Source organism: Pseudomonas sp. S10E 269 (assembly GCF_002798465.1).
Lineage (GTDB): Bacteria > Pseudomonadota > Gammaproteobacteria > Pseudomonadales > Pseudomonadaceae > Aquipseudomonas > Aquipseudomonas pergaminensis.
The window spans coordinates 5,135,293-5,161,520 of the sequence record NZ_PHIJ01000001.1; the positions used below are offsets into that span (position 1 = coordinate 5,135,293).

General features: G+C 62.1%; 23 protein-coding genes and 1 pseudogene. 8 read left to right on the plus strand and 16 right to left on the minus strand.

What is annotated here, in order from left to right:
- Positions 1-16: 16 nt before the first annotated feature.
- Positions 17-277 (minus strand): annotated as a pseudogene (locus CWC48_RS23935) (thioredoxin domain-containing protein); the annotation flags it as partial.
- Between the two features lie 72 nt (positions 278-349).
- On the minus strand, positions 350-598 hold the full coding sequence (locus CWC48_RS23940; protein ID WP_100490474.1) for a hypothetical protein: 249 nt from the start codon (positions 596-598) through the stop codon (positions 350-352).
- 350 nt (positions 599-948) lie between these two features.
- Here CWC48_RS23940 and CWC48_RS23945 point away from each other — a divergent pair, with 350 nt between their 5' ends.
- The 8 genes from CWC48_RS23945 (at position 949) to CWC48_RS23980 (ending at position 7,538) form a co-directional block, all read left to right on the plus strand.
- On the plus strand, positions 949-1,797 hold the full coding sequence (locus CWC48_RS23945; protein ID WP_065929539.1) for a transporter substrate-binding domain-containing protein: 849 nt from the start codon (positions 949-951) through the stop codon (positions 1,795-1,797).
- Positions 1,798-1,848: 51 nt separating this feature from the next.
- A complete protein-coding gene (locus tag CWC48_RS23950; protein WP_078048811.1) occupies positions 1,849-2,511 on the plus strand; it encodes an amino acid ABC transporter permease in 663 nt (220 codons plus the stop codon).
- Positions 2,512-2,522: 11 nt separating this feature from the next.
- Positions 2,523-3,185, plus strand: coding sequence for an amino acid ABC transporter permease (locus tag CWC48_RS23955; protein ID WP_025857548.1), 663 nt, complete (start codon positions 2,523-2,525; stop codon positions 3,183-3,185).
- Positions 3,182-3,964 (plus strand): amino acid ABC transporter ATP-binding protein, encoded by a 783-nt coding sequence (locus tag CWC48_RS23960; RefSeq protein ID WP_078048810.1) that lies wholly within the window; start codon positions 3,182-3,184, stop codon positions 3,962-3,964. The genes CWC48_RS23955 and CWC48_RS23960 overlap by 4 nt, the downstream gene beginning before the upstream one ends.
- 16 nt (positions 3,965-3,980) lie before the next feature.
- The gene (locus CWC48_RS23965; RefSeq protein ID WP_010210958.1) at positions 3,981-4,370 is read left to right on the plus strand and encodes a RidA family protein; all 390 of its coding nucleotides are present in this window, start codon (positions 3,981-3,983) and stop codon (positions 4,368-4,370) included.
- 167 nt (positions 4,371-4,537) lie between these two features.
- Positions 4,538-5,302, plus strand: coding sequence for an IclR family transcriptional regulator (locus tag CWC48_RS23970; RefSeq protein ID WP_100490475.1), 765 nt, complete (start codon positions 4,538-4,540; stop codon positions 5,300-5,302).
- A gap of 8 nt (positions 5,303-5,310) precedes the next feature.
- Positions 5,311-6,519: an amino acid deaminase gene (locus CWC48_RS23975; protein ID WP_100490476.1), complete on the plus strand. Its 1,209-nt coding sequence runs from the start codon at positions 5,311-5,313 to the stop codon at positions 6,517-6,519.
- Positions 6,520-6,629: 110 nt separating this feature from the next.
- Positions 6,630-7,538, plus strand: a complete 909-nt coding sequence (locus CWC48_RS23980) for a sugar kinase (RefSeq protein WP_099491671.1) — start codon at positions 6,630-6,632, stop codon at positions 7,536-7,538.
- Between the two features lie 48 nt (positions 7,539-7,586).
- On the opposite strand, the gene CWC48_RS23985 is transcribed toward CWC48_RS23980, so the two are convergent.
- The 14 genes from CWC48_RS23985 to CWC48_RS24055 form a co-directional block, all read right to left on the minus strand.
- A complete protein-coding gene (locus tag CWC48_RS23985) occupies positions 7,587-7,862 on the minus strand; it encodes a peptidylprolyl isomerase (RefSeq protein ID WP_003174397.1) in 276 nt (91 codons plus the stop codon).
- A 43-nt stretch (positions 7,863-7,905) separates the two neighbouring features.
- Positions 7,906-10,401 carry a PAS domain-containing sensor histidine kinase gene (locus CWC48_RS23990; RefSeq protein WP_078048806.1) on the minus strand — a complete coding sequence of 832 codons (2,496 nt, stop codon included), beginning with the start codon at positions 10,399-10,401 and terminating at the stop codon, positions 7,906-7,908.
- 135 nt (positions 10,402-10,536) lie between these two features.
- Entirely contained in the window at positions 10,537-12,495 is a 1,959-nt protein-coding gene (locus CWC48_RS23995) for an acetoacetate--CoA ligase (protein WP_100490477.1), read from the minus strand.
- Positions 12,496-12,657: 162 nt separating this feature from the next.
- Positions 12,658-13,431, minus strand: coding sequence for a 3-hydroxybutyrate dehydrogenase (locus CWC48_RS24000; protein WP_046034061.1), 774 nt, complete (start codon positions 13,429-13,431; stop codon positions 12,658-12,660).
- 7 nt (positions 13,432-13,438) lie between these two features.
- Positions 13,439-14,830 carry a GntP family permease gene (locus tag CWC48_RS24005; RefSeq protein ID WP_099491666.1) on the minus strand — a complete coding sequence of 464 codons (1,392 nt, stop codon included), beginning with the start codon at positions 14,828-14,830 and terminating at the stop codon, positions 13,439-13,441.
- A gap of 286 nt (positions 14,831-15,116) precedes the next feature.
- Entirely contained in the window at positions 15,117-16,526 is a 1,410-nt protein-coding gene (locus tag CWC48_RS24010) for a sigma-54-dependent Fis family transcriptional regulator (RefSeq protein WP_100490478.1), read from the minus strand.
- A 141-nt stretch (positions 16,527-16,667) separates the two neighbouring features.
- Positions 16,668-18,239: an ABC transporter ATP-binding protein gene (locus tag CWC48_RS24020; RefSeq protein ID WP_100490480.1), complete on the minus strand. Its 1,572-nt coding sequence runs from the start codon at positions 18,237-18,239 to the stop codon at positions 16,668-16,670.
- 10 nt (positions 18,240-18,249) lie between these two features.
- On the minus strand, positions 18,250-19,272 hold the full coding sequence (locus CWC48_RS24025) for an ABC transporter permease (protein WP_034104518.1): 1,023 nt from the start codon (positions 19,270-19,272) through the stop codon (positions 18,250-18,252).
- Positions 19,272-20,333, minus strand: coding sequence for a microcin C ABC transporter permease YejB (locus CWC48_RS24030; RefSeq protein ID WP_034104519.1), 1,062 nt, complete (start codon positions 20,331-20,333; stop codon positions 19,272-19,274). Before CWC48_RS24030 ends, CWC48_RS24025 begins: the two co-directional genes overlap by 1 nt.
- Positions 20,333-22,192 carry an extracellular solute-binding protein gene (locus tag CWC48_RS24035; protein ID WP_099491661.1) on the minus strand — a complete coding sequence of 620 codons (1,860 nt, stop codon included), beginning with the start codon at positions 22,190-22,192 and terminating at the stop codon, positions 20,333-20,335. The genes CWC48_RS24030 and CWC48_RS24035 overlap by 1 nt, the downstream gene beginning before the upstream one ends.
- Positions 22,193-22,322: 130 nt before the next feature.
- Entirely contained in the window at positions 22,323-22,604 is a 282-nt protein-coding gene (locus tag CWC48_RS24040; protein WP_003174386.1) for a peptidylprolyl isomerase, read from the minus strand.
- Positions 22,605-22,692: 88 nt separating this feature from the next.
- Positions 22,693-23,541: a response regulator transcription factor gene (locus CWC48_RS24045; RefSeq protein ID WP_100490481.1), complete on the minus strand. Its 849-nt coding sequence runs from the start codon at positions 23,539-23,541 to the stop codon at positions 22,693-22,695.
- Between the two features lie 65 nt (positions 23,542-23,606).
- Positions 23,607-25,025: an aminotransferase gene (locus CWC48_RS24050; RefSeq protein WP_100490482.1), complete on the minus strand. Its 1,419-nt coding sequence runs from the start codon at positions 25,023-25,025 to the stop codon at positions 23,607-23,609.
- 25 nt (positions 25,026-25,050) lie between these two features.
- Positions 25,051-26,151, minus strand: a complete 1,101-nt coding sequence (locus CWC48_RS24055) for a polyamine ABC transporter substrate-binding protein (RefSeq protein WP_100490483.1) — start codon at positions 26,149-26,151, stop codon at positions 25,051-25,053.
- Positions 26,152-26,228 lie beyond the last annotated feature (77 nt).

The window sequence follows — 26,228 nt, forward strand, 5'->3', positions numbered from 1 at the left end:
GGCCAAACCCTTTCAGTATTTTCTTGATGTTGCCATTGACGTGCACCACCAGCGTGGGCGTACCGGTAACCTGTTCGAGCCTGGGGGTCTTGGCCGTATCGAGCACCAGGCTTTTCACTGTCGGTTCGTAGCTTTCGGCGATGGGTTCAAACAGCTCCACAGCGCTTGCGCACGCTGGGCACGTTTGCGAAACAAACAGCATGAATACGATTGGGTGCGCTGCCAGCACTGACTTATAGTCTGCATTGCTGGCAATGACGTCTTTGGCAATCCCCATGGTGATCTCCCTGTCGGCGGCGGTGTGTTGCCAACGCTAGGCTGGGATATCCCCTTCGTCTACTGTCAACCTTCACAGGTCGCCATTACGCTCCACCCGTTCCCGTGCCTTGCGCGCCTGGCTTGCGCACTTCTTGTATTCCAGATTGTCCCTGGAGGCTTTCGCCTGGCGATAGCCGTGGTGGTTCTGGCTGGTGTAGTTGGTGCTCAAGGCCTCATTGAGCTTGCGCAGTTCTTCCTTGCAGGCGCGGCGATCATTGCTGGCCGAGGCATTCCCGGCCATCAGAAGGGAAAACACTAACAGGGTAACGCTGAACTTCATCAAATCACTTCCCTCATGGCTCCGACAGGTAACGTGTAAAATTCAGATTGAGGCTAGCCCAGCATCGCGTTTTTTCCACGTGGCTGTCGCACCGCAACAGTGCGCAGTAACACCGTTGTAGGGCGTGCAATGGGGGCCTGTCACCGCCCTGTGGGGCCTTGGGTAGCAAATCGATTTCAGGTAATGGCGCAACGCCTCATCTATCACTCATATCTATCCGGCTGATTTCAAACGATTTTATTCCCCGCATGTTTTTCTGTTACTGCGTGTGGCACACTTTCTGCTGTCTATTCCGTTGTTACATACTAAGTTCCGGTATAGCGGAATACACAACTCCTGGAGTGCTTGTCATGCATCACCGACCTTCCGTGTTTAAAGCGTGTGTTTTTCTCTTCGCCGCATCGGCTTCCCTCGCAAGCGTAGTGCACGCGGCGGACAGCAAGCTCGATGATGTGCTCAAGCGTGGGCACCTGATCGTGGGTACAGGCAGTACCAATGCGCCGTGGCACTTCCAGGGAGCGGATGGCAAGTTGCAGGGGTTTGATATCGACATCGGCCGTATCGTGGCCAAAGGGTTGTTCAACGACCCGAGCAAGGTTGAGTTTGTGGTGCAGTCGTCTGATGCGCGAATTCCCAACCTGCTGACCGACAAGGTCGACATGAGTTGCCAGTTCATCACCGTCACCGCCAGCCGTGCGCAGCAAGTGGCCTTCACCCTGCCGTACTACCGCGAAGGCGTGGGCCTGCTGCTGCCGAACAACAGCAAGTACAAAGAAATCGAAGACCTGCAGGCTGCCGGCGACGGCGTTACCGTGGCCGTGCTGCAGAACGTCTACGCCGAAGAGCTGGTGCACCAGGCCTTGCCCAAGGCCAAGGTCGACCAGTACGACAGCGTCGACCTGATGTACCAGGCCGTGAACTCCGGTCGCGCCGATGCCGCCGCCACCGACCAGTCCTCGGTCAAGTACCTGATGGTGCAGAACCCAGGCCGCTACCGCAGCCCGACTTACGCCTGGAGCCCGCAAACCTACGCGTGCGCCGTCAAGCGTGGCGACCAGGACTGGCTGAACTTCGTCAACACCGCGCTGCATGAAGCCATGACCGGTGTGGAGTTCCCGACCTACAAGGCCTCGTTCAAACAATGGTTCGGTGTGGACCTGCCGGAACCTGCGATCGGCTTCCCGGTTGAGTTCAAGTAAATCGAAAACCTGGGGCGTCGCTGACGGCGCCCCATTCAGGTACTGCTGACCATGAACTATCAGTTGAACTTTGCCGCCGTGTGGCGCGACTTCCCCAGCTTGCTGGCGGGGCTCGGCCTGGGCCTTGAGCTGGCGCTGCTGTCGATTGCGATTGGCTGCGTGATCGGCTTGATGATGGCATTTGCCATGCTGTCGAAACACAAGGCATTGCGCGTGCTGGCTTCGGTGTACGTGACGGTGGTGCGCAATACGCCGATCCTCGTGTTGATCCTGTTGATCTACTTCGCCTTGCCCAGCCTGGGTATCCGCCTGGACAAGATCCCGTCGTTCATCATCACCTTGTCGTTGTACGCCGGTGCCTACCTGACCGAAGTATTCCGCGCCGGGCTGTTGAACATTCCCAAGGGCTTGCGTGAAGCCGGGCTGGCCATCGGTTTGGGCGAGTGGCGTATCCGCGCGTATATCACCGTGCCGGTGATGTTGCGCAACGTGTTGCCCGCGCTGTCGAACAACTTCATTTCGCTGTTCAAGGACACCTCGCTCGCCGCGGCCATCGCGGTGCCGGAGCTGACCTACTACGCCCGCAAGATCAACGTCGAAAGCTACCGGGTGATTGAAACCTGGCTGGTCACGACCGCGCTCTACGTGGCCGCCTGTTACCTCATTGCCATGCTGCTCCGTTACCTGGAACAGCGTCTGGCGATCCGTCGTTAAGGAAGGTTTCCATGTACGAATCCCCCAGCTGGTTGCATGAGTTGTGGATCGCCCGGGATACCCTCTGGGCGGGCTTTCAAGCCAGCGTTTATGTGTCAGCGCTGGCGATTATCTTTGGCACCCTGATCGGCATCGTCGCCGGGTTGATCCTCACCTACGGCAAGTTCTGGATGCGTGCGCCGTTCCGGTTGTACGTCGACCTGATCCGCGGTACGCCGGTGTTTGTGCTGGTGCTGGCGTGTTTCTACATGCTGCCGGCGCTCGGTTGGCAGATCACCGCATTCCAGGCCGGCGCGGTCGGGCTGACGCTGTTCTGCGGCTCTCACGTGTCGGAGATCGTGCGCGGTGCGCTGCAGGCCATTCCCCGTGGGCAACTGGAAGCGGGCAAGGCGATCGGCCTGACGTTCTACCAGTCCCTGGGCTACGTGCTGCTGCCCCAGGCGCTGCGCCAGATCCTGCCGACCTGGGTCAATTCCTCCACGGAAATCGTCAAGGCCTCGACCTTGCTCTCGGTGATCGGCGTGGCCGAGTTGCTGTTGAGCACCCAGCAAGTGATCGCGCGCACCTTCATGACCCTGGAGTTCTACCTGTTCGCCGGGTTTCTGTTCTTTGTCATCAACTACGCCATTGAGTTATTCGGGCGCTACATTGAAAAGCGGGTGGCCTTGCCATGAACCAACCTCAAACCAACCCACCGCTGCTGAATATTCGCGGCCTTCGCAAACAATACGGCCAGGTGGAAGTGCTCAAGGGTGTCGACCTGTCCATGCAGCGCGGCAACGTGGTGACCTTGATCGGCTCCAGCGGCTCGGGCAAGACCACGTTGTTGCGCTGCGTCAACCTGCTGGAAGAATTCCAGGGCGGGCAGATCACCCTGGATGGCGAGTCCATCGGCTACAGCGAAATCGCTGGCAAGCGCGTGCGTCACCCCGAGCGTGTGATTGCCCAGCACCGCGCCATGACCGGCATGGCGTTCCAGCAGTTCAACCTGTTCCCGCATTTGACCGCGTTGCAGAACGTCACCCTCGGCCTGCTCAAGGTCAAGAAGATGGGCAAGGACGAGGCCGTCGCCCTGGCGGAAAAGTGGCTGGACCGCGTCGGGTTGCTGGAGCGTCGCAATCACTTTCCCGGCCAGCTGTCCGGCGGCCAGCAACAGCGCGTGGCGATTGCCCGTGCGATTGCCATGAACCCCAGCCTGATGCTGTTCGACGAAGTCACCTCGGCCCTCGACCCGGAGCTGGTGGGCGAAGTGCTCAGCGTGATCAAGGGCCTGGCGGAGGAGGGCATGACCATGTTGCTGGTCACCCACGAAATGCGTTTTGCCTATGAAGTCTCGGACAAGATCGTTTTCATGAACCAGGGCCGCATTGAAGAGCAGGGCACGTCGAAGGACATCTTCGAACGCCCGCAATCGCCGCGCCTGGCGGAATTTCTCAAGAACATTCGTTTTTAATCAGGAGCATATTTTTATGAGCATCACTCGTTACGGTGCCGGCAGCACTGCCGGTGGCGGCCAGCCTCGTCCTTTCGCCCGCGCCGTGGAAGCGGACGGTTGGCTGTACGTCTCAGGCCAAGTGCCTGCGGTGGACGGCGAAATCATCACCGGCGGGATCATCGAGCAAACCCGGCAGACCATGCGCAACGTAGTGGCGATCCTCGAAGAGGCCGGCTACGAGCTCAAAGACGTGGTGCGCGTCGGTGTATGGTTGGAAGACCCGCGTGACTTCTGGAGCTTCAACAAGGTGTTCGGCGAATACTTCACCCCGGAACACGCCCCGGCGCGCGCCTGTGTGCAGGCCAACATGATGGTTGATTGCAAGGTGGAGATCGATTGCGTGGCGTACAAGAAAAAAGGCTAAATGCCCGGATCTGAAGCCCAAAGCTGAACAAATGTGGGAGCGGGCTTGCTCGCGAATGCGGTGTGTCATTGAACGCACCTGTAACTGATCCACTGCATTCGCGAGCAAGCCCGCTCCCACAGGGGATTTGTGTTGATAGCAACATTCTGACCGGACCGAAAACTGCCATGACCGAAGACACCATCAAACGCCGCGCCAAAGGCCTGGACCGTGCATTCGATATCCTCGATTTCCTCAAGGAAATCGGCCAGCCCCTGCGCCCGAATGATATTGCCAGCGGCATCGGCAGCCCCAAGTCCACCGTCTACGAACTGGTTGCGTCGCTGCTTGAGCGGCGCATCCTGGAGACGGTGGGCAAGGACGGTCACGTCTACCTCGGCCGCCAGCTGTACTTCCTGGGCCAGGCGCACCTGCGCCATTTCGACCTGACCCGCGAGGCCGACCACGCTTTGCAGGAGATCGTCAGCCAGACTCACGAAACCGCGCAGATGTGCCTGCTCAACGGGCGCAAATACACGGTGGCGCTGATGCGCGAGGGCGAGCGGCATTTCCGCATTTCCTCGGACATCGGCGAAAACGCGCCAATCCCGTGGACGGCTTCCGGGCGCCTGTTGCTGGGGCATTTGAGCGACCAGCAGATCGTCGACCTGATCGACCACGATGACTTCATCCTGCCGGACGGCGAGCGCCTGGCGCTGGACACCTTCCTGGCGCAAATCCGCCAGGCCACCCTTGATGGTTTCTTCTCCTTCGACAGTGTGGCCGACACCTTTACCCATTGCTTTGCCGCCCCGGTGCGGGACGCGCAAGGCATCAGCATTGCGACCCTGTGCATCGTGGCGCCGCGCGCCGATGCGATCAAAAACTACAACGACTATCGCCGGGTATTGATCGAAAGCGCCAACAACCTGGCCCGGCGCATTAACGAATAGGAGTTTCCATGTCTGCCCTCAACGCCGTTGAAAAAGGCGCCGCCGCTGTCGGTGCCCACCTGGTCCGCGACGTCAGCCTGCCGGCCCTGGTGCTGCACCGCGACGCTTTGGAACACAACATCCGGTGGATGCAGGACTTTGTCAGCAAGAGCGGCGCCGAACTGGCGCCCCACGGCAAGACCAGCATGATGCCGGCGCTGTTCCAGCGCCAGATCGCCCAGGGCGCCTGGGGCATCACCCTGGCCAACGCGGTGCAGACCCGCGCCGCCTACGCCGGTGGTGTGCGCCGTGTGTTGATGGCCAACCAGTTGGTGGGCGCGCCAAACATGGCGCTGATCGCTGACCTGCTGGCCGACAAGGATTTCGACTTCCACTGCATGGTCGATCACCCGGATAACGTCGCCGACCTGGGCCTGTTCTTCGCCGCTCGTGGCCTGCGCCTGAACGTGATGATCGAATACGGTGTGGTCGGTGGCCGTTGCGGGTGCCGCAGCGAGCAGGAAGTGCGCGAGCTGGCCAAGGCGATCAAGGCCCAGCCGGCCCTGGCCCTCACCGGTATCGAAGGCTATGAAGGCGTGATCCACGGTGAACACGCCATCAGCGGCATTCGCGACTTCGCCGCCAGCCTGGTGCGCCTGGCGGTGGACCTGCAGAACAACGGCTCTTTCGACCTGCCCAAGCCCATCGTTACCGCTTCGGGCTCGGCCTGGTACGACCTGATCGCCGAGTCGTTCGAAGCACAAAATGCTGCCGGTCGCTTCCTCAGCGTGCTGCGCCCCGGCAGCTACGTGGCCCATGACCATGGTATCTACAAAGAAGCGCAATGCTGCGTGCTCGACCGCCGCAGCGACCTCAGCGAAGGCCTGCGCCCAGCCCTGGAAGTCTGGGCCCACGTGCAATCGTTGCCCGAGCCGGGTTTTGCGGTGATCGCCCTGGGCAAGCGCGACGTGGCCTACGACGCTGGCCTGCCGGTGCCACTCAAACGTTACAAGGCCGGTATGGTGCCGGCAGAAGGCGATGACGTGGGCGCGTGCAAGGTCACCGCCGTGATGGACCAACACGCGTTCATGACCGTGGCGCCGGGGGTTGAGCTGCGCATTGGCGACATCATTTCCTTTGGTACTTCGCACCCGTGCCTGACCTTTGACAAGTGGCAGGTCGGCTGCCTGGTGGATGAGCAGTTGCAGGTGATCGAGAGTTTGCATACCTGCTTCTAGACCGTGTCGCTCCCTTCGCGAGCAAGCCCGCTCCCACACTTGAAATGCATTCCAATTGTGGGAGCGGGCTTGCTCGCGAAGGGGCCATCAGCCCCACCCGAGAACCCGCCATGACCACCCAACCCCGCATCGCCCTCATTGGCGAATGCATGATCGAACTGCAACACCGCGCCGACGGCAGCCTGCACCAGAGCTTCGGCGGCGACACCCTGAACGCGGCGGTGTACCTGCGCCGCGAACTGGGCGACACCGGCAGCGTCGACTACGTCACCGCCCTGGGCGACGACAGTTTCAGCGACGCCATGTGCCAGCAATGGACGGAAGAAGGCTTGGGCCTGGGCATGGTCCAGCGCCTGGCCGGACGTTTGCCGGGCTTGTATTGCATCCAGACCGACGCCAAGGGCGAGCGCAAATTCCTGTACTGGCGCAACGAAGCCGCCGTGCGCGACTGCTTCACCACGCCTGCTGCTGAACCGATCCTGGCCGCCTTGCCGGACTACAACGTGGTGTACTTCAGCGGTATTACCCTGGCAGTGCTGGGCGAGATTGGCCGTGGACGCTTACTGCAAACCCTGATCGAAACCCGTCGACGAGGCGGCAAGGTGGTGTTCGACAACAACTATCGGCCGCGCCTGTGGGCCAGTGTCGAGGCAGCGCGTGCCGCGTATCGCACGGTGTTGGCCGAGGTGGATATCGCCTTGCTCACCGAGGATGACGAGCGTGCGTTGTTTGGGTATGCCGACAGCGAGCAGGTGTTCGCGGCGTATCCGGCCATTGACGAAGTGGTGCTCAAGCGGGGGGCCGATGACTGCCTGATCCGCTGCAACGACGAGCGCTTTGACGTGCCGGCGCTGAAGGTCGAGAACGTGGTAGACACCACGGCGGCGGGGGATTCGTTCAGTGCGGCGTATCTGGCCAGTCGGCTCAAGGGCGGCTCGCCGCAGCAGGCTGCATTGGCCGGGCATCGGTTGGCAAGCCGGGTCATCCAGGTGCCCGGCGCACTCATCCCCCGAGCCTGACACTGCCCCTGTAGGCGCCGGCAAGCCGGCGCCTACAGGGGGTGTTGATCAATCGCGGTAGAACACTTGCACCAAGTGATACCCGAACTTGCTCTTGATCGGCCCGTGCACCACTTTCACCGGCTTCTTGAAGATCACCGCATCAATCGCCCCCACCATCTGCCCTGGCCGCACTTCACCCAGATCGCCGCCGCGCTTGCCGGACGGGCAGGTGGAGTACTTCTTGGCCAGCACATCAAAGGCTTCGCCCTTGGCAATGCGCTGCTTGAGTTGTTCGGCTTCTTCGCTGGTTTTCACCAGGATATGACGGGCTTGGGCTTTCATTGATCTCTACCAGGTGTGCGACGGCGCGCGATTATGCCTGAACTCATGGGTCGACGCTGATCATGCTGCGGATTTTGGTCGCCAGCAGGTCGATGGAAAACGGCTTGGCAACCATGTCCATGCCATCCTCCAGGAAGCCCTGGCGCTCGGCGGCCTTTTCGGCGTAGCCGGTCATGAACAACACGCGCAGGCCTGGGCGATGCTGGCGGGCGATCTCCGCCAATTGCCGGCCATTCATGCCCGGCAGGCCGACATCGGTGACCAGCAAGTCCACGCGCAGGTCCGACTCCAGCAGCGGCAAGGCCGCGCGGGCATCCGCTGCCTGGTGCGCGGTGTAGCCCAGTTCGTCGAGGACATTGACCACCAGCATGCGCACCGCCGGGTCGTCCTCGACCACCACCACAGCCTCACCCGCCAGCGCCAGGGGCGCCTCGGCCGAGTGCGGCGCCAGGGTGCTTTCCAGCGACGTGCCATGCAGGCGCGGCAGGTACAGGCGCACGCAGGTGCCCTGGCCCGGCTCGCTCTGGATGGTCACATGGCCGCCCGATTGCTGGGCAAACCCGTAGATCATCGACAGACCCAGGCCGGTGCCCTGGCCGATGGGCTTGGTGGTGAAGAACGGGTCGAAGGCCTTGGCGAGGATTTTCGGCGCCATGCCGGTGCCGTTGTCGCACACGCCGAGCATCACGTAGTCGCCGGCCTTGACCGGTTCCAGGGTGGTGATGTCGGTGCCGTCCAGGTAGCTGTTGGCGGTTTCGATCAGCAATTCGCCGCCATCGGGCATGGCGTCGCGGGCGTTGATCACCAGGTTGAGCAGGGCGTTTTCGAGCTGGCTGGCGTCGGTGTTCACCGGCCAGATATCGTTGCCCAGTTGCACCTTGAGCGTGATGTGCGCGCCCTTGGTGCGGCGGAACAGGTCTTCCAGCGACGCCACCAATTGGTTGGGGTCGGTCGGTCGCCGGTCCAGCGACTGGCGCCGCGAGAACGCCAGCAGCCGGTGGGTGAGGGCAGCGGCGCGGTGGGCGGAGGACACGGCGGCGTCGGCAAAGCGGCCGATGTCATCGCTGCGCCCGGCGGCGATATAGCGCTGCATCAGGTCGAGGCTGCCGATGATGCCGGTGAGCATATTGTTGAAGTCATGGGCGATGCCGCCGGTGAGCTGGCCCACCGCTTCCATCTTCTGCGCATGGCGCAGCGCGTCTTCGGCGCGCTCGCGCTCGAACATTTCGTTCTGCAGGCGCTGGTTGGCCTCGGCGAGTGCCTGGGTGCGCTGGGACACGCGTTCCTCAAGGTTTTCGTTGAGGTGGCGCAGGGCCTCTTCGGTGAGTTTGCGTTCGGTCTCATCGATCACAAAAATGTAGAAGCCATTCACCGAGCCGTCATTGCTGAAGCGCGGCAGGTACTTCATCAAGGCATGCCGTGGCCGGCCGTCCCGGTGCGGGGTGACGGTCATGAAGCTGCAGGCCTTGCCCTTGAGCGCGGCCGCGATCTTGTCGGCGCGCCCGGCATACACCTCGTCGCCGAGCACTTCGCGGATGGTCTTGCCGTACAGCTCCTGGGGCGTCATGCCGTACCACTCCAGGTAGGCGCTGTTGTTCAGGCGGAACCGCTGTTCATGGTCGACATAGCCGATCAGCACCGGCATGGCGTTGATGATCAGTTGCAGCTCGGTCTGGCTTTGGCGCAGCGCCTGTTCGGTGTGCTTGCGTTCGGTCAGGTCCAGGGCGGCGCCGAGGAAGCGCGCCGGGCGGCCTTGATGATCCTTGTAGCAACGCCCGCGCGCAAATACCCAGCGCACTTGGCCGTCGGCTTGCAACAGGCGGTATTCCTCGGCGTACTCGGTGCCAAAGGTGATGCAGTGCTTGATGCTGCGCGCCACCATGCTGCGGTCTTCGGGGTGCACGCCGTGCAGGTAGTCGCTGATAGGCAACAGGCCTGCCTCACTGGGGTCGACACCGTGCAGGTAGGCGAAATGCGCGTCGGCGATAAAGCGGTCTTCACCGATGTCCCAGTCCCAGGTGCCCACTGCATCGGTGGCGGCCAGCGCGAGCTGCAGGCGCTGTTCGGTGTTGTGCCGGGCCTTGCGGCGTTCGTTGGTTTCAATGGCGGTGACCAGGATCCCGGCCACGCTGCCGCTTTCATCGCGGATCGGGCTGTAGGTCAGGTCCAGCCAGATTTCGGTGTCGCGATTATGGCGTTGCAGCACGAAGCGCTGCTCGCTGAAGGTGCGCACCTGGCCACTGAGCACGGCGTCGTAGATGGGCGCGGTAAAGCTTTCCAGCTCCGGCCAGGTCTGGTGCGCCGGCTGGCCCATGGCTTCGGGGTGCTTGTTGCCGGCCAGCAGGGCGAAGCCGTCGTTGTAGAGTTGCGTGAGCTGGTTGCCCCACAGCAGGAGCATTGGCATCGGCGAGTGCACGACGATATCCACGGCGGTGCGTAGGCTTTGCGGCCAGTCATTGGCCTCACCGAGGGGGCTTTGCGCCCAGTCCAGCCGCGCTATCAATGCAGCGGCGTCGCTACCGGTGGATGTTCCCTTCATGTAAAAGCCCTGAGCGTAACGCTTTGAAAGATGACAACACCCATTATCCCGCGAGTCGGGAATGGGTGACTACCCCCGAAAAATAGCATGCATTGGGGGTTTGTCCTCAAATCAGTACGCCAGGGCTGAAACCTTTCATCCATCCGTCAGTTCAGGGCGGTCGCGAAATTGTTCCAAGGCTTGCGGGTTGGCCAGGGCGTCGGTGTTCTTCACCGGCTCGCCGTGCACCACGTTGCGTACCGCCAATTCCACGATCTTGCCGCTGATGGTGCGGGGGATATCGCTGACAGCGAGGATCTTTGCCGGTACGTGGCGGGGCGTGGTGTTGGCGCGGATCACCTGGCGGATCTGCTGTTCGAGGGCGGCGTCCAGTTCGACGCCGTCGTTGAGGCGGACAAACAGCACCACCCGCACGTCGTCCTGCCAGCGTTGGCCGATCGCCAGGCTCTCTTGCACCTGTGGGATTTTTTCCACCTGGCGATAAATCTCTGCCGTGCCGATGCGCACGCCACCGGGGTTGAGCACCGCGTCGGAGCGCCCGTGAATCAGCAGGCTGCCGTTGGGGCGTTGCTCGGCGTAGTCACCCTGGGCCCACACGCCGGGAAACTGGCTGAAGTAGGAGGCGCGCAGCTTCTGGCGGTCCGGGTCGTTCCACAGGCCAATGGGCATGGCCGGGAAGTGCCGGGTGCACACCAGTTCGCCTTTTTCGCCGACCAGGGGTTGGCCTTGGTCGTCCCACACTTCAATGGCCATCGCCAGGCTCTTGCACTGCATTTCGCCGCGCCGTACCGGCAACACCGGGTTGCCGATCACAAAGCAGGAAACGATATCGGTGCCGCCCGACATCGACGACAGGCACAGCTCGGCCTTGATCTCCCGGTACACGTAGTCGTAGCTCTGGGGCGACAGCGGCGAGCCCGTCGAAATCAGCCCTTTAAGGCTACCCAGGTCATGGCTCAGGCGCGGTTGCAGCCCGGCTTTTTCCAGGGTGGCGAGAAACTTGGGGCTGGTGCCGAACACGCTGATCTGCTCCGCGTCGATCAGGTCGATCAAGCGTTCGGGGCCGGGGTGAAACGGCGAGCCGTCATACAGCACCGCCGTGGCGCCGATGGCGAGCACCGACACCAGCCAGTTCCACATCATCCAACCGCAGGTGGTGTAGTAGAACAAGCAGTCCTCGCGGGACAGGTCGGCATGCAGGCCGTGTTCCTTGAGGTGGGTGAGCAGCACGCCGCCGGTGCCGTGGATGATGCACTTGGGCACGCCGGTGGTGCCGCTGGAATAGAGGATATAGAGCGGATGATCGAATGGCACCGCGACGAATTCAGGCGCGCCGCCGGGTTGGTAGAAGTCCTGCCACAGCGAGACGCTGGCGTGGGTCTGATAGTCCTCCACCCGAGCCTGGGGGCGCGCGTACGGCACGATGATCAACTGCTCCAGGGACGGCAGGCGTTCGAGGATTTCATTGAGCTTGGTGGTCTGGTCGATGTCTTTGCCGGCATAGCGGTACCCGGCGCAGGTGATCAGCACCTTGGGCTCGATCTGGCCGAAACGGTCGATCACGCCCTGGGTGCCGAAGTCCGGCGATGAACACGACCAGATCGCGCCGAGGCTGGTGGTGGCGAGCATGCCCACCAGGGTCTGCCAGGTGTTGGGCATGCACGCCGCGACGCGGTCGCCCTGGGTCACGCCGGCCGCCCGCAAGCTGTGTTGCAGGCCGGCGACATGGGCGGCGAGTTCGGCGTAGGTCAGCTGTTCGCGCTGGCCGTCTTCGCTGATGGCTACCACGGCTGGGTGATCATCGCGGCGGCGCAGCAGGTGCTCGGCAAAGTTCAGGGTCGCGCCGGGAAACCACTGGGCGCTGGGCATCTCGGCGTCTTCGATCAGCACCGCCGTGGGTGGGCTGCGAAATTGCACGTCGAAGTACGTCACGATGGCCCGCCAGAAATCCGGGCGCTGGTCGATGCTCCACTGGTGCAGGGTCGGGTAGTCGCTGAGCTGCACGTTGTAGCGTTGGTTGATGTAGCGGCGGAACTGGTCCATCCGCGTGTTCGCGATGCGTTCCGGGGAGGGTTGCCACAGAATGTCGGACATCAGCAAGGTCTCTTGTTCTTATCTAGGTCTTCCACACAATACCGTTCAAATGTGGGAGGGGGCTTGCCCCCGATGCGGGAGTATCAGTTGATACATGGGGTGACTGACCCATCGCTATCGGGGGCAAGCCCCCTCCCACATTTTGAACGCCAGTCTCTGGTGTTACTGGGCCAGCCAGCCGCCGTCGATATTCCATGCGGCGCCGCGCACCTGGCTGCCGGCTTCGCTGCACAAGAACAACACCAGTTCGCCCAATTGCGGCGGGGTGACAAATTCCAGCGACGGTTGCTTCTCCGCCAGCAAGTCATGCTGCGCCTGCTGCGGGTCCACGCCGTTGGCCGCGCGATCATCGATCTGCTTCTGCACCAGCGGCGTCAGTACCCAGCCGGGGCAGATAGCGTTACAGGTGACGTTGCTGGTGGCGGTCTCCAGTCCGACGACCTTGGTCAAACCAATCACGCCGTGCTTGGCCGCCACGTACGCTGCCTTGCCCACCGAACCGACCTGGCCATGCACCGAGGCGATATTGACGATACGCCCCCAGCCCTTGGCTTTCATGCCCGGCAAGCTCAAGCGTGTGCTGTGGAACACCGACGACAGGTTGATCGCAATGATCGAGTCCCAGCGCTCCGCCGGGAAGTCTTCCACCGCCGCCACGTGCTGGATGCCGGCGTTGTTGACGAGGATGTCCACGCCGCCGAATTCGCGCTCGGCGTAGGCGATCATGTCGGCGATCTGCGCCGGGTCGCTGACGTCGGCCGGGTGGTGGCCGACCTTGCCGCCGAACGCCTGCACCTGGGCGATCACCGCGCTGGCGTCGCCGAAGCCGTTGAGGATCAGGTTGGCGCCAGCCTTGGCCAAGCTCAACGCGATGCCTAGGCCGATGCCGCTGGTGGAGCCGGTGACCAGGGCGGTCTTGCCGTTCAATGTCGTCATGAAAACCTCACACAATGCCGGTGGCGTAGAAAGTACCGATCACCACGAACACCGCGAGGGTCTTGATGATCGTGATGCCGAAAATATCCTTGTAGGCTTCGCGGTGGGTCAGGCCGGTGACCGCCAGCAGCGTGATCACCGCGCCGTTGTGGGGCAGGGTGTCCATGCCGCCGCTGGCCATGGCCGCGACGCGGTGCAGCACTTCAAGGGGGATATTGGCCGCATGGGCTGCCGAAATAAAGCTCTCGGACATTGCCGCCAGGGCGATGCTCATGCCGCCAGACGCAGAACCGGTGATACCGGCCAGCAGGGTCACGGTGATCGCTTCGTTGACCAGCGGGTTGGGGATGCCCTTGAGCCAGTCCGCCAACACCAGAAAGCCCGGCAGCGAGGCGATCACCGCACCAAAGCCGTATTCCGATGCGGTGTTCATCGCCGCCAGCAACGCACCGCTGACCGCGCTCTTGCTGCCTTCGGCGAGCTTGCTTTTGATCGCCGAAAAGCCGAACACCAGCACCACAATGATCCCCACCAGCAACGCGGCCTGCACCGCCCAGATCGCGGTGAGCTTGGCGATTTCAGTGGTCACCGGGGCGCTCATGCCTGGCAGGCTGAGGCTGTGGGTCTTGCCGTACCACTGCGGGATCCAGTGGGTGAACAACAGGTTCATCACGCCCACCAGGATCAGCGGCGACAGCGCGATCCAGGGGTTGGGCAGGGTGAGGTTCTCGGCGGTCTCCGGCTCGTTGCGCAACTCGGTGCCATAGCCTTCACCGGCACGCTGGGCCTTGTTGCGCTGGCGCGCCAGGTAAAGCATGCCGGTGCAAAACACAAAGATCGTACCGATCAGGCCCAGCCACGGCGCCGCCCAGGCGGTAGTGTTGAAAAAGGTGCTGGGGATGATGTTCTGGATCTGCGGCGTGCCGGGCAAGGCGTCCATGGTGAACGAGAACGCGCCCAGGGCGATGGTGGCCGGGATCAAGCGCTTGGGGATATTGCTCTGGCGGAACATCTCCGCCGCGAACGGGTACACCGCAAACACCACCACGAACAGCGACACGCCGCCGTAGGTGAGCAGGGCGCAGACCAGCACGATTACCAGCATCGCCTGGCGGGTGCCGAGCAAGCGAATAGCCGCCGCCACGATCGAGCGCGAAAAACCCGACAGCTCGATCAGCTTGCCGAACACCGCGCCAAGCAGGAACACCGGGAAATACAGTTTGATAAAGCCGACCATTTTCTCCATGAACACCCCGGTAAAGGCAGGGGCGACGGCGGACGGGTCGGTGAGCAAGACAGCGCCGAGGGCGGCGATGGGGGCAAACAGGATAACGCTATAGCCACGGTAGGCAGCCAGCATCAACAGCGCCAGGGCTGCCAGGGCAATGATCACACTCATGGTGTGTCTCCATCGGATTGTTATTTTTGTGGGGTGAGGCTTTGGAGGAGGGCTATAGCGAGATATGTGCCAAATTCATAACTTATTGATATTTATAAAATTTCTATAAATTTGTAGCGGCATTCTTGACTATTGTCTCTATTTTGAGACGGACAGGGATCAAATGTGGGAGCTGGCTTGCCTGCGATAGCGGTGTGTCAGTCAACAATTGTCCAGCTGAACCACCGCTATCGCAGGCAAGCCAGCTCCCACAGCAGATTATCTTCATATTGAGATTGTTGTCTCTTTAGTGAGACTGAGCGAGACCCAAGGCCACCATTTTCTTGTACAACGTCGACCGCCCGAGCCCCAATCGCTTGGCCGCCTCCACCACATTCCCCTCACAGGCCTGCAACGCCGCGCCGATCACCTGCCGATCAAACCGCTCCCGCGCTGCGCTGAAGCTTTCTCCCTCGACTGCCGCCACCGCGCTGCCACGTTCCACCGGGGTAAAGGTGCCGATGGCTGCGCGGATGGCCGGGGCGTTCAACACCAAGTCATCACTGAGCAGTGCCGCCCGCTCCAGCACATTGCGCAGCTCACGGATATTCCCCGGCCACGCATGCTGCGCCAGCAGCGCCAAGGCTTCACGGTCCAGTTCGTGCTGGCTGCGCAGTTCTTCCAGGATCGCCTCGCTCAATGCCGGAATATCGTCCAGTCGCTCCCGCAGCGGTGGCACCTGGATCGGCAGCACGTTGAGCCGGTAATACAGGTCGGCACGGAATTCGCCGCGCTTGATCGCTGCTTCCAGGTCCATGGACGTGGCGGCGATCACCCGCACATCGCTGTGCAGCATCTCGTTGGAGCCGACCGGCTCGAATTCCTTTTCCTGCAACACCCGCAGCAATTTGCTTTGCAGCGGCAGGGGCATGTCGCCGATTTCATCAAGGAACAAGGTACCGCCCTGGGCAATCTGGAACTTGCCCGGACGGCCCTTGCGGTCGGCGCCGGTAAACGCACCCGGTGCGGTGCCGAAGAACTCGGCTTCGAGCAGGTCAGCCGGAATGGCGGCACTGTTGATGCTGACAAAGGCCTTGTGCGCCCGGGTGGAAGCACCGTGAATCGCCTGGGCGAGCAACTCCTTGCCGGTGCCGGTCTCGCCCAGCAGCAGCACCGGCGACTCGGCACTCGCGCTGCGCCGCGCCCGGCGTTTCACTTCGAGGCTGGCGGCGCTGGTGCCGATGAAATGCGCAAAGTTGTACTTGCTCTGGCGTGAGCGCAGCAGCGAGCGCGTGGAAGCCAATTCCTGCTGCATGCTCAGGTAGCGCTCGATCAGCGGTGACAGGTTGCGCAGCTCATCAAACAGCGCAAACCCGATCGCCCCGATCACCGCGCCCGCCTCGTTGTGGATCGGCAGGCGCATCACCACCAGCGGGCCCTTGGGCGTGTCCTGGATATCCAGCAGGATCGGCTGGTCATTGCGCACCACCTGGCGCAACAGGCTGTTGGAAATCACCTGTTCACACGGCTGGCCGATGGCCTCGTCGGCGCTCTTGAGACCGAAACGCTTGGCGTAGCGCTCGTTCATCCACACGATATTGGCGTCGCGGTCGACAATCACCGTGCCTTCGCTGGACTGCTCGATGATCTCGAACAGCGACTGGATGGCCAGGCCACGCACCTGCTGATAGTCCTTGAGGTTATCGGTGATGTTCATGTTTAGGCTACCAACACAAATTGGACATGGAATCGCGATTCTTGTGGGAGCGGGCTTGCTCGCGAATGCGGCGTGTCAGCAAGCATATCCGGCACTGATACACCGCTTTCGCGAGCAATCCCGCTCCCACAGAGGGCGTGTTTACAAGGGAATATGCGCCGCTGCCAGCAGCTCTTTGGTGTATGGATGTTGCGGTGCATCGAACACTTCATGGCTGGCGCCGCGCTCCACCACCTGGCCGTCCTTGATCACGATCATGTCATGGGCCATGGCGCGCACCACGGCCAGGTCATGGCTGATAAACAGGTAAGTCAGGCCGTACTTGTCTTGCAGCTCGCGCAGCAACGCCACCACTTGTTTCTGTACGGTGCGGTCAAGGGCCGAGGTCGGCTCATCGAGCAGCATCAGCGCCGGCTTGAGCACCAGCGCGCGGGCGATGGCGATGCGTTGGCGCTGCCCACCGGAAAACTCATGGGGGTAACGGTGCCGGCTGGCGGGGTCGAGGCCCACGTCCTTGAGCACCTGGATCACCTGCGCATCGCGCTCGGCCAGGCTGCACGGCGCGTGCACCTCCAGGCCTTCGCTGATGATCTGCTCCACGGTCATGCGCGGGCTGAGGCTGCCGTAGGGGTCCTGGAACACCACCTGCATCTGCTTGCGCCATGGGCGCATCTGCTGGTTATTCAGCGGGTCGAGGGCTTCGCCCTGGAAGCGGATGCTGCCGGTGGAGTCCAGCAGCCGCAGGATCGCCTGGCCCAGGGTGGATTTGCCCGAGCCGGACTCGCCGACAATCCCCAGGGTCTTGCCGCGTTGCACGCTGAGGCTGATGCCGTCTACAGCACGCAGGTAGGTCTTGCGCCGGAACAACCCGCCGCCGAGGGGGAACTGCACGGTCAGGTCGTCCACCTGCAAAACGGTTTCGCGTTCGTCACTGCACAGCGCATCACCGTCCGGTTCGGCGTCCAGCAGCAGGCGGCTATACGGGTGTTGCGGCGCATTGAACAGGCTCTGGCAGTCGGCCTGCTCGACAATCTCGCCGGCGCGCATCACGCACACGCGCTGGGCGATGCTGCGCACCAGGTTGAGGTCGTGGCTGATCAGCAGCAGCGACATGCCCAAGCGTTGTTGCAGGGACTTGAGCAGCAGCAGGATCTTGCGCTGCACGGTCACGTCCAGCGCAGTGGTGGGTTCGTCGGCGATCAGCAGTTCCGGCTCGCAGGCCAGGGCCATGGCGATCATCACCCGCTGGCGTTGCCCGCCGGACAGTTGATGAGGATAGGCCTTGAGCCGCTCCTGGGGTTTCTGGATGCCCACCAGGTCAAGCAATTCCAGAATGCGCGCCTGGGCTGCCTTGCCACCCAGGCCCTTGTGCAGCAGCAGGGTTTCGCCGATCTGTTTTTCGATGCTGTGCAGCGGGTTGAGCGAGGTCATCGGCTCTTGGAAGATCATGGCAATGCGGTTGCCGCGCAGCTTCTGCAAGATGGTAGCCGAGGCGCCGACCAGTTCCTGGCCACGGTACTTGATGGAACCGGTGGTTTCAGTGCCGGCCTCCGGGAGCAATTGCAGGATCGAATGGGCCGTCACCGACTTGCCCGAGCCCGACTCACCCACCAGCGCCAGGCACTCGCCGGGGCGCACGTTCAGGCACAGGTTGCGCACCACAGTCTGGCCGCTGAAGGCGACGCTGAGGTCGCGGATTTCGATCAGGTTCATAGGGGGGCACTCATGAGCGTGGGTCGAAGGCATCACGCAATGCCTCGCCGATAAACACCAACAGCGACAGGATCAGCGCCAGTGTGAAGAACGCCGTCAGGCCCAGCCAGGGCGCTTGCAGGTTCTGCTTGCCCTGGGCGATCAGCTCACCCAGGGACGCGCTGCCGGCGGGCATGCCGAAGCCGAGGAAATCCAGGGCGCTCAGGGTAGAAATCGCCCCGGTCAGGATAAACGGCAGGTAGCTCAAGGTGGCCGTCATGGCGTTGGGCAGAATATGCCGGCGAATGATCTTGCCGTCGCCCAGGCCCAGGGCCCGTGCAGCCTTGACGTATTCCAGGTTGCGCCCGCGCAGGAACTCGGCGCGCACCACGTCCACCAGGGCCAGCCAGGAAAACAGCGCCATGATCCCCAGCAGCCACCAGAAATTCGGTTCGACAAAACCCGACAGGATGATCAGCAGGTACAGCACCGGCAGCCCGGACCACACCTCCAGCACGCGCTGGCCAATCAAATCCACCCAGCCGCCGTAATAGCCCTGCAGTGCGCCGGCCGCAATCCCGATGGCGGCGCTGATCGCGGTGAGCGCCAGGGCAAACAGGATCGACACCCGCGCACCAAAGATCACCCGCGCCAACACATCCCGTGATTGGTCGTCAGTGCCCAGCCAGTTCACCGCCGAGGGCGGGCTGGGGGCAGGGCGGGTCAGTTCGTAGTTGGGCGTGTCGTCGCTGAACGGGATCGGCGGAAACAGCATCCAGCCGCCGTCCTGCTTGATCAGCTTTTGCACGTAGTCACTGCGGTAGTCGGCCTGGAAGGGTAACTGGCCGCCAAACTGTTGCTCGGTGTACCGCTTGAACACCGGGAAATACAGCTCGTTCTTGAAACTCAACACCAGGGGCTTGTCATTGGCGATCAACTCACCGCCGAGGGTCAGGATAAACAGGCCGATAAACAACCACAGCGACCACCAGCCACGCCGGTTTTTCTTGAACCGTTCGAAACGCCGGCGTGCCACGGGAGACAGGTTAAGCATCAGGCGTTCCTCGCGGCGAAGTCGATACGCGGGTCCACCAGGGTGTAGCAGAGGTCACCGATGAGTTTTATCAAGAGGCCGAACAACGTGAAAATGAACAACGAACCGAACACCACCGGGTAATCGCGGGACACCGCAGCTTCGTAGCTCATGCGCCCCAGGCCATCGAGGGAGAAGATCACTTCGATCAGCAGGGAACCGGCAAAGAACACCGCGATAAACGCCTGGGGAATGCCGGAGATCACCAGCAACATCGCGTTGCGGAACACATGCCCGTAGAGCACGCGCCGCTCGCTCAAGCCCTTGGCGCGCGCGGTCACCACGTACTGGCGCGTGATTTCATTGAGGAACGAGTTTTTGGTGAGGATGGTCAGCGTGGCGAACCCGCCGATCACCAACGAGGTCACGGGCAGGACCAGGTGCCAGAAATAATCGGCGATCTTGCCCACAGTGCTCAGCTCATCGAAGTTCTCCGACACCAGGCCGCGCACTGGGAACCAGTTCAGCGAAGTGCCACCGGCAAACACCACGATCAGGAACATCGCGAACAGGAACGCCGGCATGGCATAGCCGATGACAATCGCGGTGCTGCTCCACACGTCAAAGCTGCTGCCGTGGCGAACGGCCTTGCGAATCCCCAGGGGGATCGACACCAGGTAGGTGATCAGCGTGGCCCACAGGCCGAGGGAAATGGTCACCGGCATTTTTTCCAGGATCAGGTCGATCACGGTCTTGCCGCGAAAGAAACTGTTGCCGAAGTCCAGCTGGGCATAGCTCTTGAGCATCAGCCACAGGCGTTCCGGCGCGGGTTTGTCGAAGCCGTACTGTTTCTCGATGTCGGCGATCAGCTTCGGGTCCAGGCCACGGCTGGCGCGAGAGCCGCCGCTGATGCCTTCGCCGGACGAGCCGCCGACACCGCCGCCGCCGATCCCTTGCAGGTGGGCGATGGCCTGTTCCACCGGGCCGCCAGGGGCGGCCTGCACGATCACGAAATTCACCAGCAGGATGATCACCAGCGTCGGGATGATCAGCAGCAGGCGCCGCACGATATAGGCGAACATCAGCGCGCACCTCCGCGTTTTTTCAGTTCAGCGTTCATTTGCTCGTTGGTCAGTGGCGTGGGGCTGATTTCCCACCAGGTTTCCAGGGCTTCGTCGTTTTTCGCCTCGATGGCCGGGCGGCCGAAGCGGTTCCACCACGCGGCGGACGTGCCGGGCGGGTAGTAGTTGGGGATCCACAGGTAGTTCCATTGCAGCACGCGGTCCAGCGCGTGGGCGTAGGTGAGCATCTGCGCTTGGGTATCGGCCTTGACCAGGCCCTTGATCAGGCTGTCGACGGCCGGGTCCTTGAGCACCATGTAGTTGTTGGCACCGGGGTCAAAAGCGGCGGCCGAGCCGAAATAGTTGTACAGCTCCATGCCCGGCGATGTGGTGACCGGAAAGCCGGTGACGATCATGTCGTAGTCCCGTGCCATCACCCGGTTCACATACTGGGAGGAGTCAATGCGGCGGATATTCAGGGTGATGCCGATCTGCGCCAGGTTGCGTTTGTACGGCAGCAACAGGCGTTCCAGGCCGCTTTGGGCGTTGAGGAAGGTAAATTCCAGCGGCTCGCCCTCGGCGTTCACCAGTTTGTCGCCGTCCGGTTTCCAGCCGGCTTCCTCCAGCAAGGCCAGGGCCTGCAATTGCTTGTCGCGGATCATGCCGCTGCCGTCGGTGACCGGCGCTTTGAATACCTGGGTGAACACCTCGTCCGGCACCTGGCCGCGCAAGGGTTCAAGAATCGCCAGTTCTTCTGGGGTCGGCGGCTGGCTGGCCGCCAGCGGGCTGTTGGAGAAGAAGCTCTGCTGGCGGATGTACATGTTGCGCATCATCTGCCGGTTGGCCCATTCGAAGTCCCACAGCATCGCCAGGGCCTGGCGCACGCGGCGGTCCTTGAACATCGGTTTTTGCACGTTGAACACATAGCCCTGGGCCGGTTGCGGCATCTCCTTGGCCAGGTGCGCGCGTTGCAGGCGACCGTCATCCAGGGCCGGGCCGTTGTAGCCGATGGAATAACCGGTGGCGGAAAATTCGCGGTTGAAATCGTAGGCGCCGCCACGCAATACCTGGCGGGCCACTTCGGTGTCGCCGAAATACTCCAGGCTCAGGTGATCGAAGTTGTACAGGCCACGGCTGACGGGCAAGTCCTTGCCCCACCAATTCGGGTCGCGGGTAAAGGTGATGGTGCTGCCGGAGTCGATCTTGCTGACGGTATACGGGCCGCTGCCCAGCGGGGCCTCATAGCCGCCGCCGTTGGCGAAGTCGCGGGTTTTCCACCAGTGCTCCGGGAACACCGGCAGGGTCGCGATATCCAGAGGCAGGGTTCGGTTTTCGTTGCTGGAGAAGTCGAAGCGCACCTGGCGCTCGCCCTCGACTTCGACGTGCTTGACGTCGGCGAACAGGGTACGAAAGCGCAGGCTGCCCTGGGTCATCAGCAGGTCGAAGCTGTAACGTACGTCTTCGGCGGTGATCGGCTTGCCGTCGGCGAAGCGTGCCTTGGGGTTGAGGTAAAAACGCAGCGACAAGCCATCGTCGGCGCGCTCCATTTTCTCGGCGACCAGGCCGTAGACCGTGTAGGGCTCGTCGAGGGAACGCTGGGCCAGAGGGGCGTAGAGCCAACCGTCGACCTGGGACACACCGATGCCTTTGTCGATATACGGCAGCACATGGTCGAAGCGCCCGATCTCGATGGCCGAGCGGCGCAGGCTACCGCCCTTGGGGGCGTTGGGGTTGGCGTAATCGAAATGGGTAAAGCCGGCGGGGTACTTGGCCGGTTCGCCGTACACCGTCAGGTAGGGTTGGGGCGCCGCGATCACGGCGGAACTGGCCAGCAGCAGGGCCAGGGTCGAGCTCAGCATGTAGGAAAAAGCCAATCGCATTGTCAGCCTTGAACGCCGTATGAAGAAGAAAATGGATTTGTACGCTAACGGCATCAGCGTCGCCAGTCATCACATGCACAACGGCCCACCAAAAGGCGGGCCGTTGTTTATAGCATCAGCACAGACTGGATCAGTCCTGGCGGCTGGTGACTTCCAGCAGGTGGTAGCCGAACTGGGTTTTCACCGGGCCTTGCACGGTGTTGACCGGGGCACTGAACACGACGGTGTCGAATTCCTTGACCATCTGGCCTGGACCGAACGAACCCAGGTCACCGCCTTGGCGGCTGGATGGGCAGCTGGAGTTGGCTTTGGCGACTTCTGCGAAATCGGCGCCGCCTTCGATTTGGGCCTTGAGTTCGTTGCACTTGTCTTCAGTGGAAACGAGGATGTGACGGGCGGTGGCTTTGGCCATGGGAAGTAACTCCTTGAATAAAAAAGGTGAGCCTACCGGATTCAGTCGGTTATTTCCTGGCAAAGTTCCGCCGGATGACTCGAGTGGCTCAGGCGCGGGCCATGGCGCCGCTGCGGGTCAGCCATTCGATAAACAGCGCAAACAGCTCGGCCTGGGAACTGATCACCAGTTTGGTGTACAGGTTCTTGCGGTGCATGCGCACGGTTTCCGGTGAAATACCCAGGACCTGGGCGGTGGATTTCACCGAATGCCCGCGCAGGATCAAGTGCGCGATTTCCCGCTCACGCACCGTGAGCACGCCGCTGCCGAACCCCATGAACGCCGCTTCTATCTGCTGATGCGCCTGGGTCTGGGTGAAGGCGTCGTCGCTGATTACCTTGGCCAGGCCGCCCGTGGTACCGAAACGCCGCAGCAATTCGCGGACCATGGCCTGGGTGGCCTTCTGCACGGCCAACTGTTGCCCGGTGAACTGGCCGGCGCTCAGGCCCTGGAACATGCACAGCGAAATCTTGCTCTGGGGGCAGAGGTCGACAATGTAGTAGCTCTCTTGGGCACCGCCGCTGCGCAAGTAGTAGGTCTTGTAGTACTCGCTGTTGAAGAAGTCGTCCGGGGCAATCTCGGCCAGGGGGTAGAAACCTTCGGCAAGGCCCTTGTCCACCGCGAGGCAGAAGGGGTCGAGCAAGTAGCCACGGGAAAAGTAGCGGTGGATGATTTCATCCTGGTAGGCCCGGGGAATGCCCTGTTGGTACAGCAGGTGCGGAGGCAGGCCCTGGCGTTCCAGGCTGATCATCATCGATTCGATGGGGGTGAGGGTGCAGAGGGCAGTGGCCAGGTGTTCGAGGAACGACGCCTCGTCCACATGAATAAGCGCCTGGCCCAGGGCGTGGTGCCAGGCTTCCAGTTGCTGCAGAGTGGGGGCAGGGCTGGCGGTCGTCATGACGGCCAGTCTACCCGGCTGCCTGTGCCCAGGCCACCACGCCGAGACAGGCTCGGCGCTGGCGGTCATCGGCCCTGGTACTCGCCGCTCTCGCGCAGCTCTGCCGCTGTGTCGAGGATGCATTCGCGCAAGGTTTCCACCACTTCATTGACCTGGGCGTGGGTGATGATCAAGGGCGGTGACATCACGTTCAGATGCCCGATGGGGCGCACCAGCAAACCCTTGGCCTGGGCGCGCAGGTGGATTTTCTCGCCGATGTTGACGGCGTCCGGCAGCAGCGCCTTGGTGCGTTTGTCGGCGACGAACTCGATGCAGGCCATCAAGCGCTGGCAGCGGATATCGCCCACCAGTGGCAGGTCGGCCAGGGTTTTGAGGCGCTGTTCCAGGTACACGCCGACATCCTCGACATGCGCCAGCAGGTGCTCCCGTTCGATGATCTCGATATTTTTAAGCGCCGCAACACAGCTCACCGGATGGCCGCTGTAAGTAAACCCGTGGGTGAAGCAACGACCCTTGCCCGGTTCGCCGATGACTTGCCAGATGCGGTCCGAGAAAATGCACGCCCCCAGGGGCAGGTAGCCGGAAGTCAGGCCCTTGGCGGTGGTGATAATATCGGGCTGCATGCCAAACACCTCTTCGGAGGCAAAGAACGCACCGAGACGCCCGAACGACGTCACCACTTCATCAGCGACATACAGTACGTCGTGGCGCTGGCAGATTTCCCACATGCGCCGGTGGTAGCCCTTGGGCGGGATGATCACGCCGCCCGACCCCATGATCGGCTCTGCAAAAAACGCCGCCACGTTGTCCGCGCCGAGGGTGAGCACCTTGTCTTCGAACTCGTTCACCAGGAAATCGAGGAAGTCCGCCTCGCTCATCCCCTCTGGCGCCCGGTAGTAGTTGGGGCAGGAAATGTGGTGGAACAAATCGCTCATGAAATCGAATTCCGGCGCGCGGTCGGCGGCCTTGTTGCCGATGGACATCGTCAGGAACGTGCTGCCGTGGTAGGCACTGAAGCGCGAGATGATGTGCTTCTTGGTCGGCTTGCCGCGACTGTTCTGATAGAACTGCACCAGGCGGTAAGCCGTATCGACCGCCGTTGAGCCGCCCGTGGTGAGGAACACGTGGTCCAGATCGCCAGGTGCCAGGCTGGCGAGCTTGGCACAGAGTTCGATGGCGGTGACGTTGGCCATGTCGCAGAAGGGGTTGGAGTACGCCAGTTGGCGCACCTGGTTGGCGATCGCCTCGGCCATTTCTTCACGGCCCAGGCCGATATTCGTACACCACATGCCGCCGACAGCGTCCAAGTAGCGGTTACCGTGGGTGTCGTAGATGTAGGCGCCATCGCCCATGGCGATGTTCAACGAACCCTGTTGTCGGTGTTCGTCGAACATATGGAAACCGTGCATGTAGTGGGCTTTGTCGGCAGTGTCCAGCGCGTCGTGGTCGAACTGGGCGAAGAAAGCAGGATTTGGCAGGGTCATGGCATTTACCTTCAATGGCTGGGGGTCACTTGCCGGTCTTGACGGCATTCCAGGTACGGGTGATCAGGCGCACGGCGGCCGGTGGCTGGCTTTTCTGGGTGAACAGCCGCTGCATCGTCACTGGGTCCGGGTAGATCGCGGGGTTGTCGCGGACATCGGCGTTGACCAGCGGTTTGGATGCCAGGTTGCTATTGGCGTAATGGATGGTGTTGCTGACGCCCGCCATGGTCCGGGGTTGCAGGAGGAATTCGATAAACCTGTGGGCATTGGCGACATGGGGCGCGTCGGCCGGAATGTAGAAGTTATCGAACCAGATCAACGAACTCTCCTTGGGGATGAAGTAATCCAGCTTGATCTTGGCCCCGGCCTCCGTCGCGCGAGCCTGGGACGTGGCGTAGTCGCCCGACCAGGTGGTGGCCAGGCACAGGTCGCCATTGGCCAAGCCATTGATGAACCCACTGGAGTCGAATTTGCGAATGTAGGGCCGCACGGCCATCAGCACGTCCTGGGCGGCCTTCAAGTCCTTGGGGGCGACGCTGTTGGGGTCCAGGCCGAGGTAGGTCAGGGCCAGGGGAATCATGTCGGTGGGCGAGTCCATGAAGGTGATGCCGCAATCGGCAAAACGGGAGATCACCTTTGGGTCGAAGATCATCGCCAGGGAGCCGATGGGCGCGTCCGGCATGCGCGCCTTGATCATGTCGACGTTGTAGGTCACGCCATTGCTGCCCCAGGTGTAGGGCGCGGAATAGGTGACGCCGGGGTCGTGGGCCTCCAGGCTTTTGAGCACCAGGGGGTCGAGGTTTTGCCAGTCTGGCAACTGCGCCTTATCCAGGGGCTGGAAGACGTTGCCCTTGATCAGCAACGGCACCAGGGAGGCGTTGAGCAGGGCCAGGTCATAGCCGGAGCGCCCGGACAGCAGCTTTCCCTGTACGGTTTCGTAGGAATCGTAGGTGTCATAGATCACCTTGATCCCCGTGGCCTTCTCGAAGTCGGCCAGGGTGGTGTCGCCGATGTAGTCCGCCCAGTTGTAGATGCGCAAGGTGTTGCCTGGGTCGTCGGCGGCCCGGCTCAAGGTGGAGCAAGCAAGCGATACGACGCTGAACAGGGCGATAAGGGCTTTACGCATGGGGACCCACCTTGAGTTGTGCGTGTTGTCAGGCCGAGGGACTGATTGCACTGTCAGGCAGGTGGCGGGCAGGCGCC

Excerpts from the sequence above, each read along its gene's own strand:
- CWC48_RS23940 (WP_100490474.1), bottom strand. The coding sequence starts at position 598 with ATGAAGTTCAGCGTTACCCTGTTAGTGTTTTCCCTTCTGATGGCCGGG.
- CWC48_RS23945 (WP_065929539.1), top strand. The coding sequence starts at position 949 with ATGCATCACCGACCTTCCGTGTTTAAAGCGTGTGTTTTTCTCTTCGCC.
- CWC48_RS23950 (WP_078048811.1), top strand. The coding sequence starts at position 1,849 with ATGAACTATCAGTTGAACTTTGCCGCCGTGTGGCGCGACTTCCCCAGC.
- CWC48_RS23955 (WP_025857548.1), top strand. The coding sequence starts at position 2,523 with ATGTACGAATCCCCCAGCTGGTTGCATGAGTTGTGGATCGCCCGGGAT.
- CWC48_RS23960 (WP_078048810.1), top strand. The coding sequence starts at position 3,182 with ATGAACCAACCTCAAACCAACCCACCGCTGCTGAATATTCGCGGCCTT.
- CWC48_RS23965 (WP_010210958.1), top strand. The coding sequence starts at position 3,981 with ATGAGCATCACTCGTTACGGTGCCGGCAGCACTGCCGGTGGCGGCCAG.
- CWC48_RS23970 (WP_100490475.1), top strand. The coding sequence starts at position 4,538 with ATGACCGAAGACACCATCAAACGCCGCGCCAAAGGCCTGGACCGTGCA.
- CWC48_RS23975 (WP_100490476.1), top strand. The coding sequence starts at position 5,311 with ATGTCTGCCCTCAACGCCGTTGAAAAAGGCGCCGCCGCTGTCGGTGCC.
- CWC48_RS23980 (WP_099491671.1), top strand. The coding sequence starts at position 6,630 with ATGACCACCCAACCCCGCATCGCCCTCATTGGCGAATGCATGATCGAA.
- CWC48_RS23985 (WP_003174397.1), bottom strand. The coding sequence starts at position 7,862 with ATGAAAGCCCAAGCCCGTCATATCCTGGTGAAAACCAGCGAAGAAGCC.
- CWC48_RS23990 (WP_078048806.1), bottom strand. The coding sequence starts at position 10,401 with ATGAAGGGAACATCCACCGGTAGCGACGCCGCTGCATTGATAGCGCGG.
- CWC48_RS23995 (WP_100490477.1), bottom strand. The coding sequence starts at position 12,495 with ATGTCCGACATTCTGTGGCAACCCTCCCCGGAACGCATCGCGAACACG.
- CWC48_RS24000 (WP_046034061.1), bottom strand. The coding sequence starts at position 13,431 with ATGACGACATTGAACGGCAAGACCGCCCTGGTCACCGGCTCCACCAGC.
- CWC48_RS24005 (WP_099491666.1), bottom strand. The coding sequence starts at position 14,830 with ATGAGTGTGATCATTGCCCTGGCAGCCCTGGCGCTGTTGATGCTGGCT.
- CWC48_RS24010 (WP_100490478.1), bottom strand. The coding sequence starts at position 16,526 with ATGAACATCACCGATAACCTCAAGGACTATCAGCAGGTGCGTGGCCTG.
- CWC48_RS24020 (WP_100490480.1), bottom strand. The coding sequence starts at position 18,239 with ATGAACCTGATCGAAATCCGCGACCTCAGCGTCGCCTTCAGCGGCCAG.
- CWC48_RS24025 (WP_034104518.1), bottom strand. The coding sequence starts at position 19,272 with ATGCTTAACCTGTCTCCCGTGGCACGCCGGCGTTTCGAACGGTTCAAG.
- CWC48_RS24030 (WP_034104519.1), bottom strand. The coding sequence starts at position 20,333 with ATGTTCGCCTATATCGTGCGGCGCCTGCTGCTGATCATCCCGACGCTG.
- CWC48_RS24035 (WP_099491661.1), bottom strand. The coding sequence starts at position 22,192 with ATGCGATTGGCTTTTTCCTACATGCTGAGCTCGACCCTGGCCCTGCTG.
- CWC48_RS24040 (WP_003174386.1), bottom strand. The coding sequence starts at position 22,604 with ATGGCCAAAGCCACCGCCCGTCACATCCTCGTTTCCACTGAAGACAAG.
- CWC48_RS24045 (WP_100490481.1), bottom strand. The coding sequence starts at position 23,541 with ATGACGACCGCCAGCCCTGCCCCCACTCTGCAGCAACTGGAAGCCTGG.
- CWC48_RS24050 (WP_100490482.1), bottom strand. The coding sequence starts at position 25,025 with ATGACCCTGCCAAATCCTGCTTTCTTCGCCCAGTTCGACCACGACGCG.
- CWC48_RS24055 (WP_100490483.1), bottom strand. The coding sequence starts at position 26,151 with ATGCGTAAAGCCCTTATCGCCCTGTTCAGCGTCGTATCGCTTGCTTGC.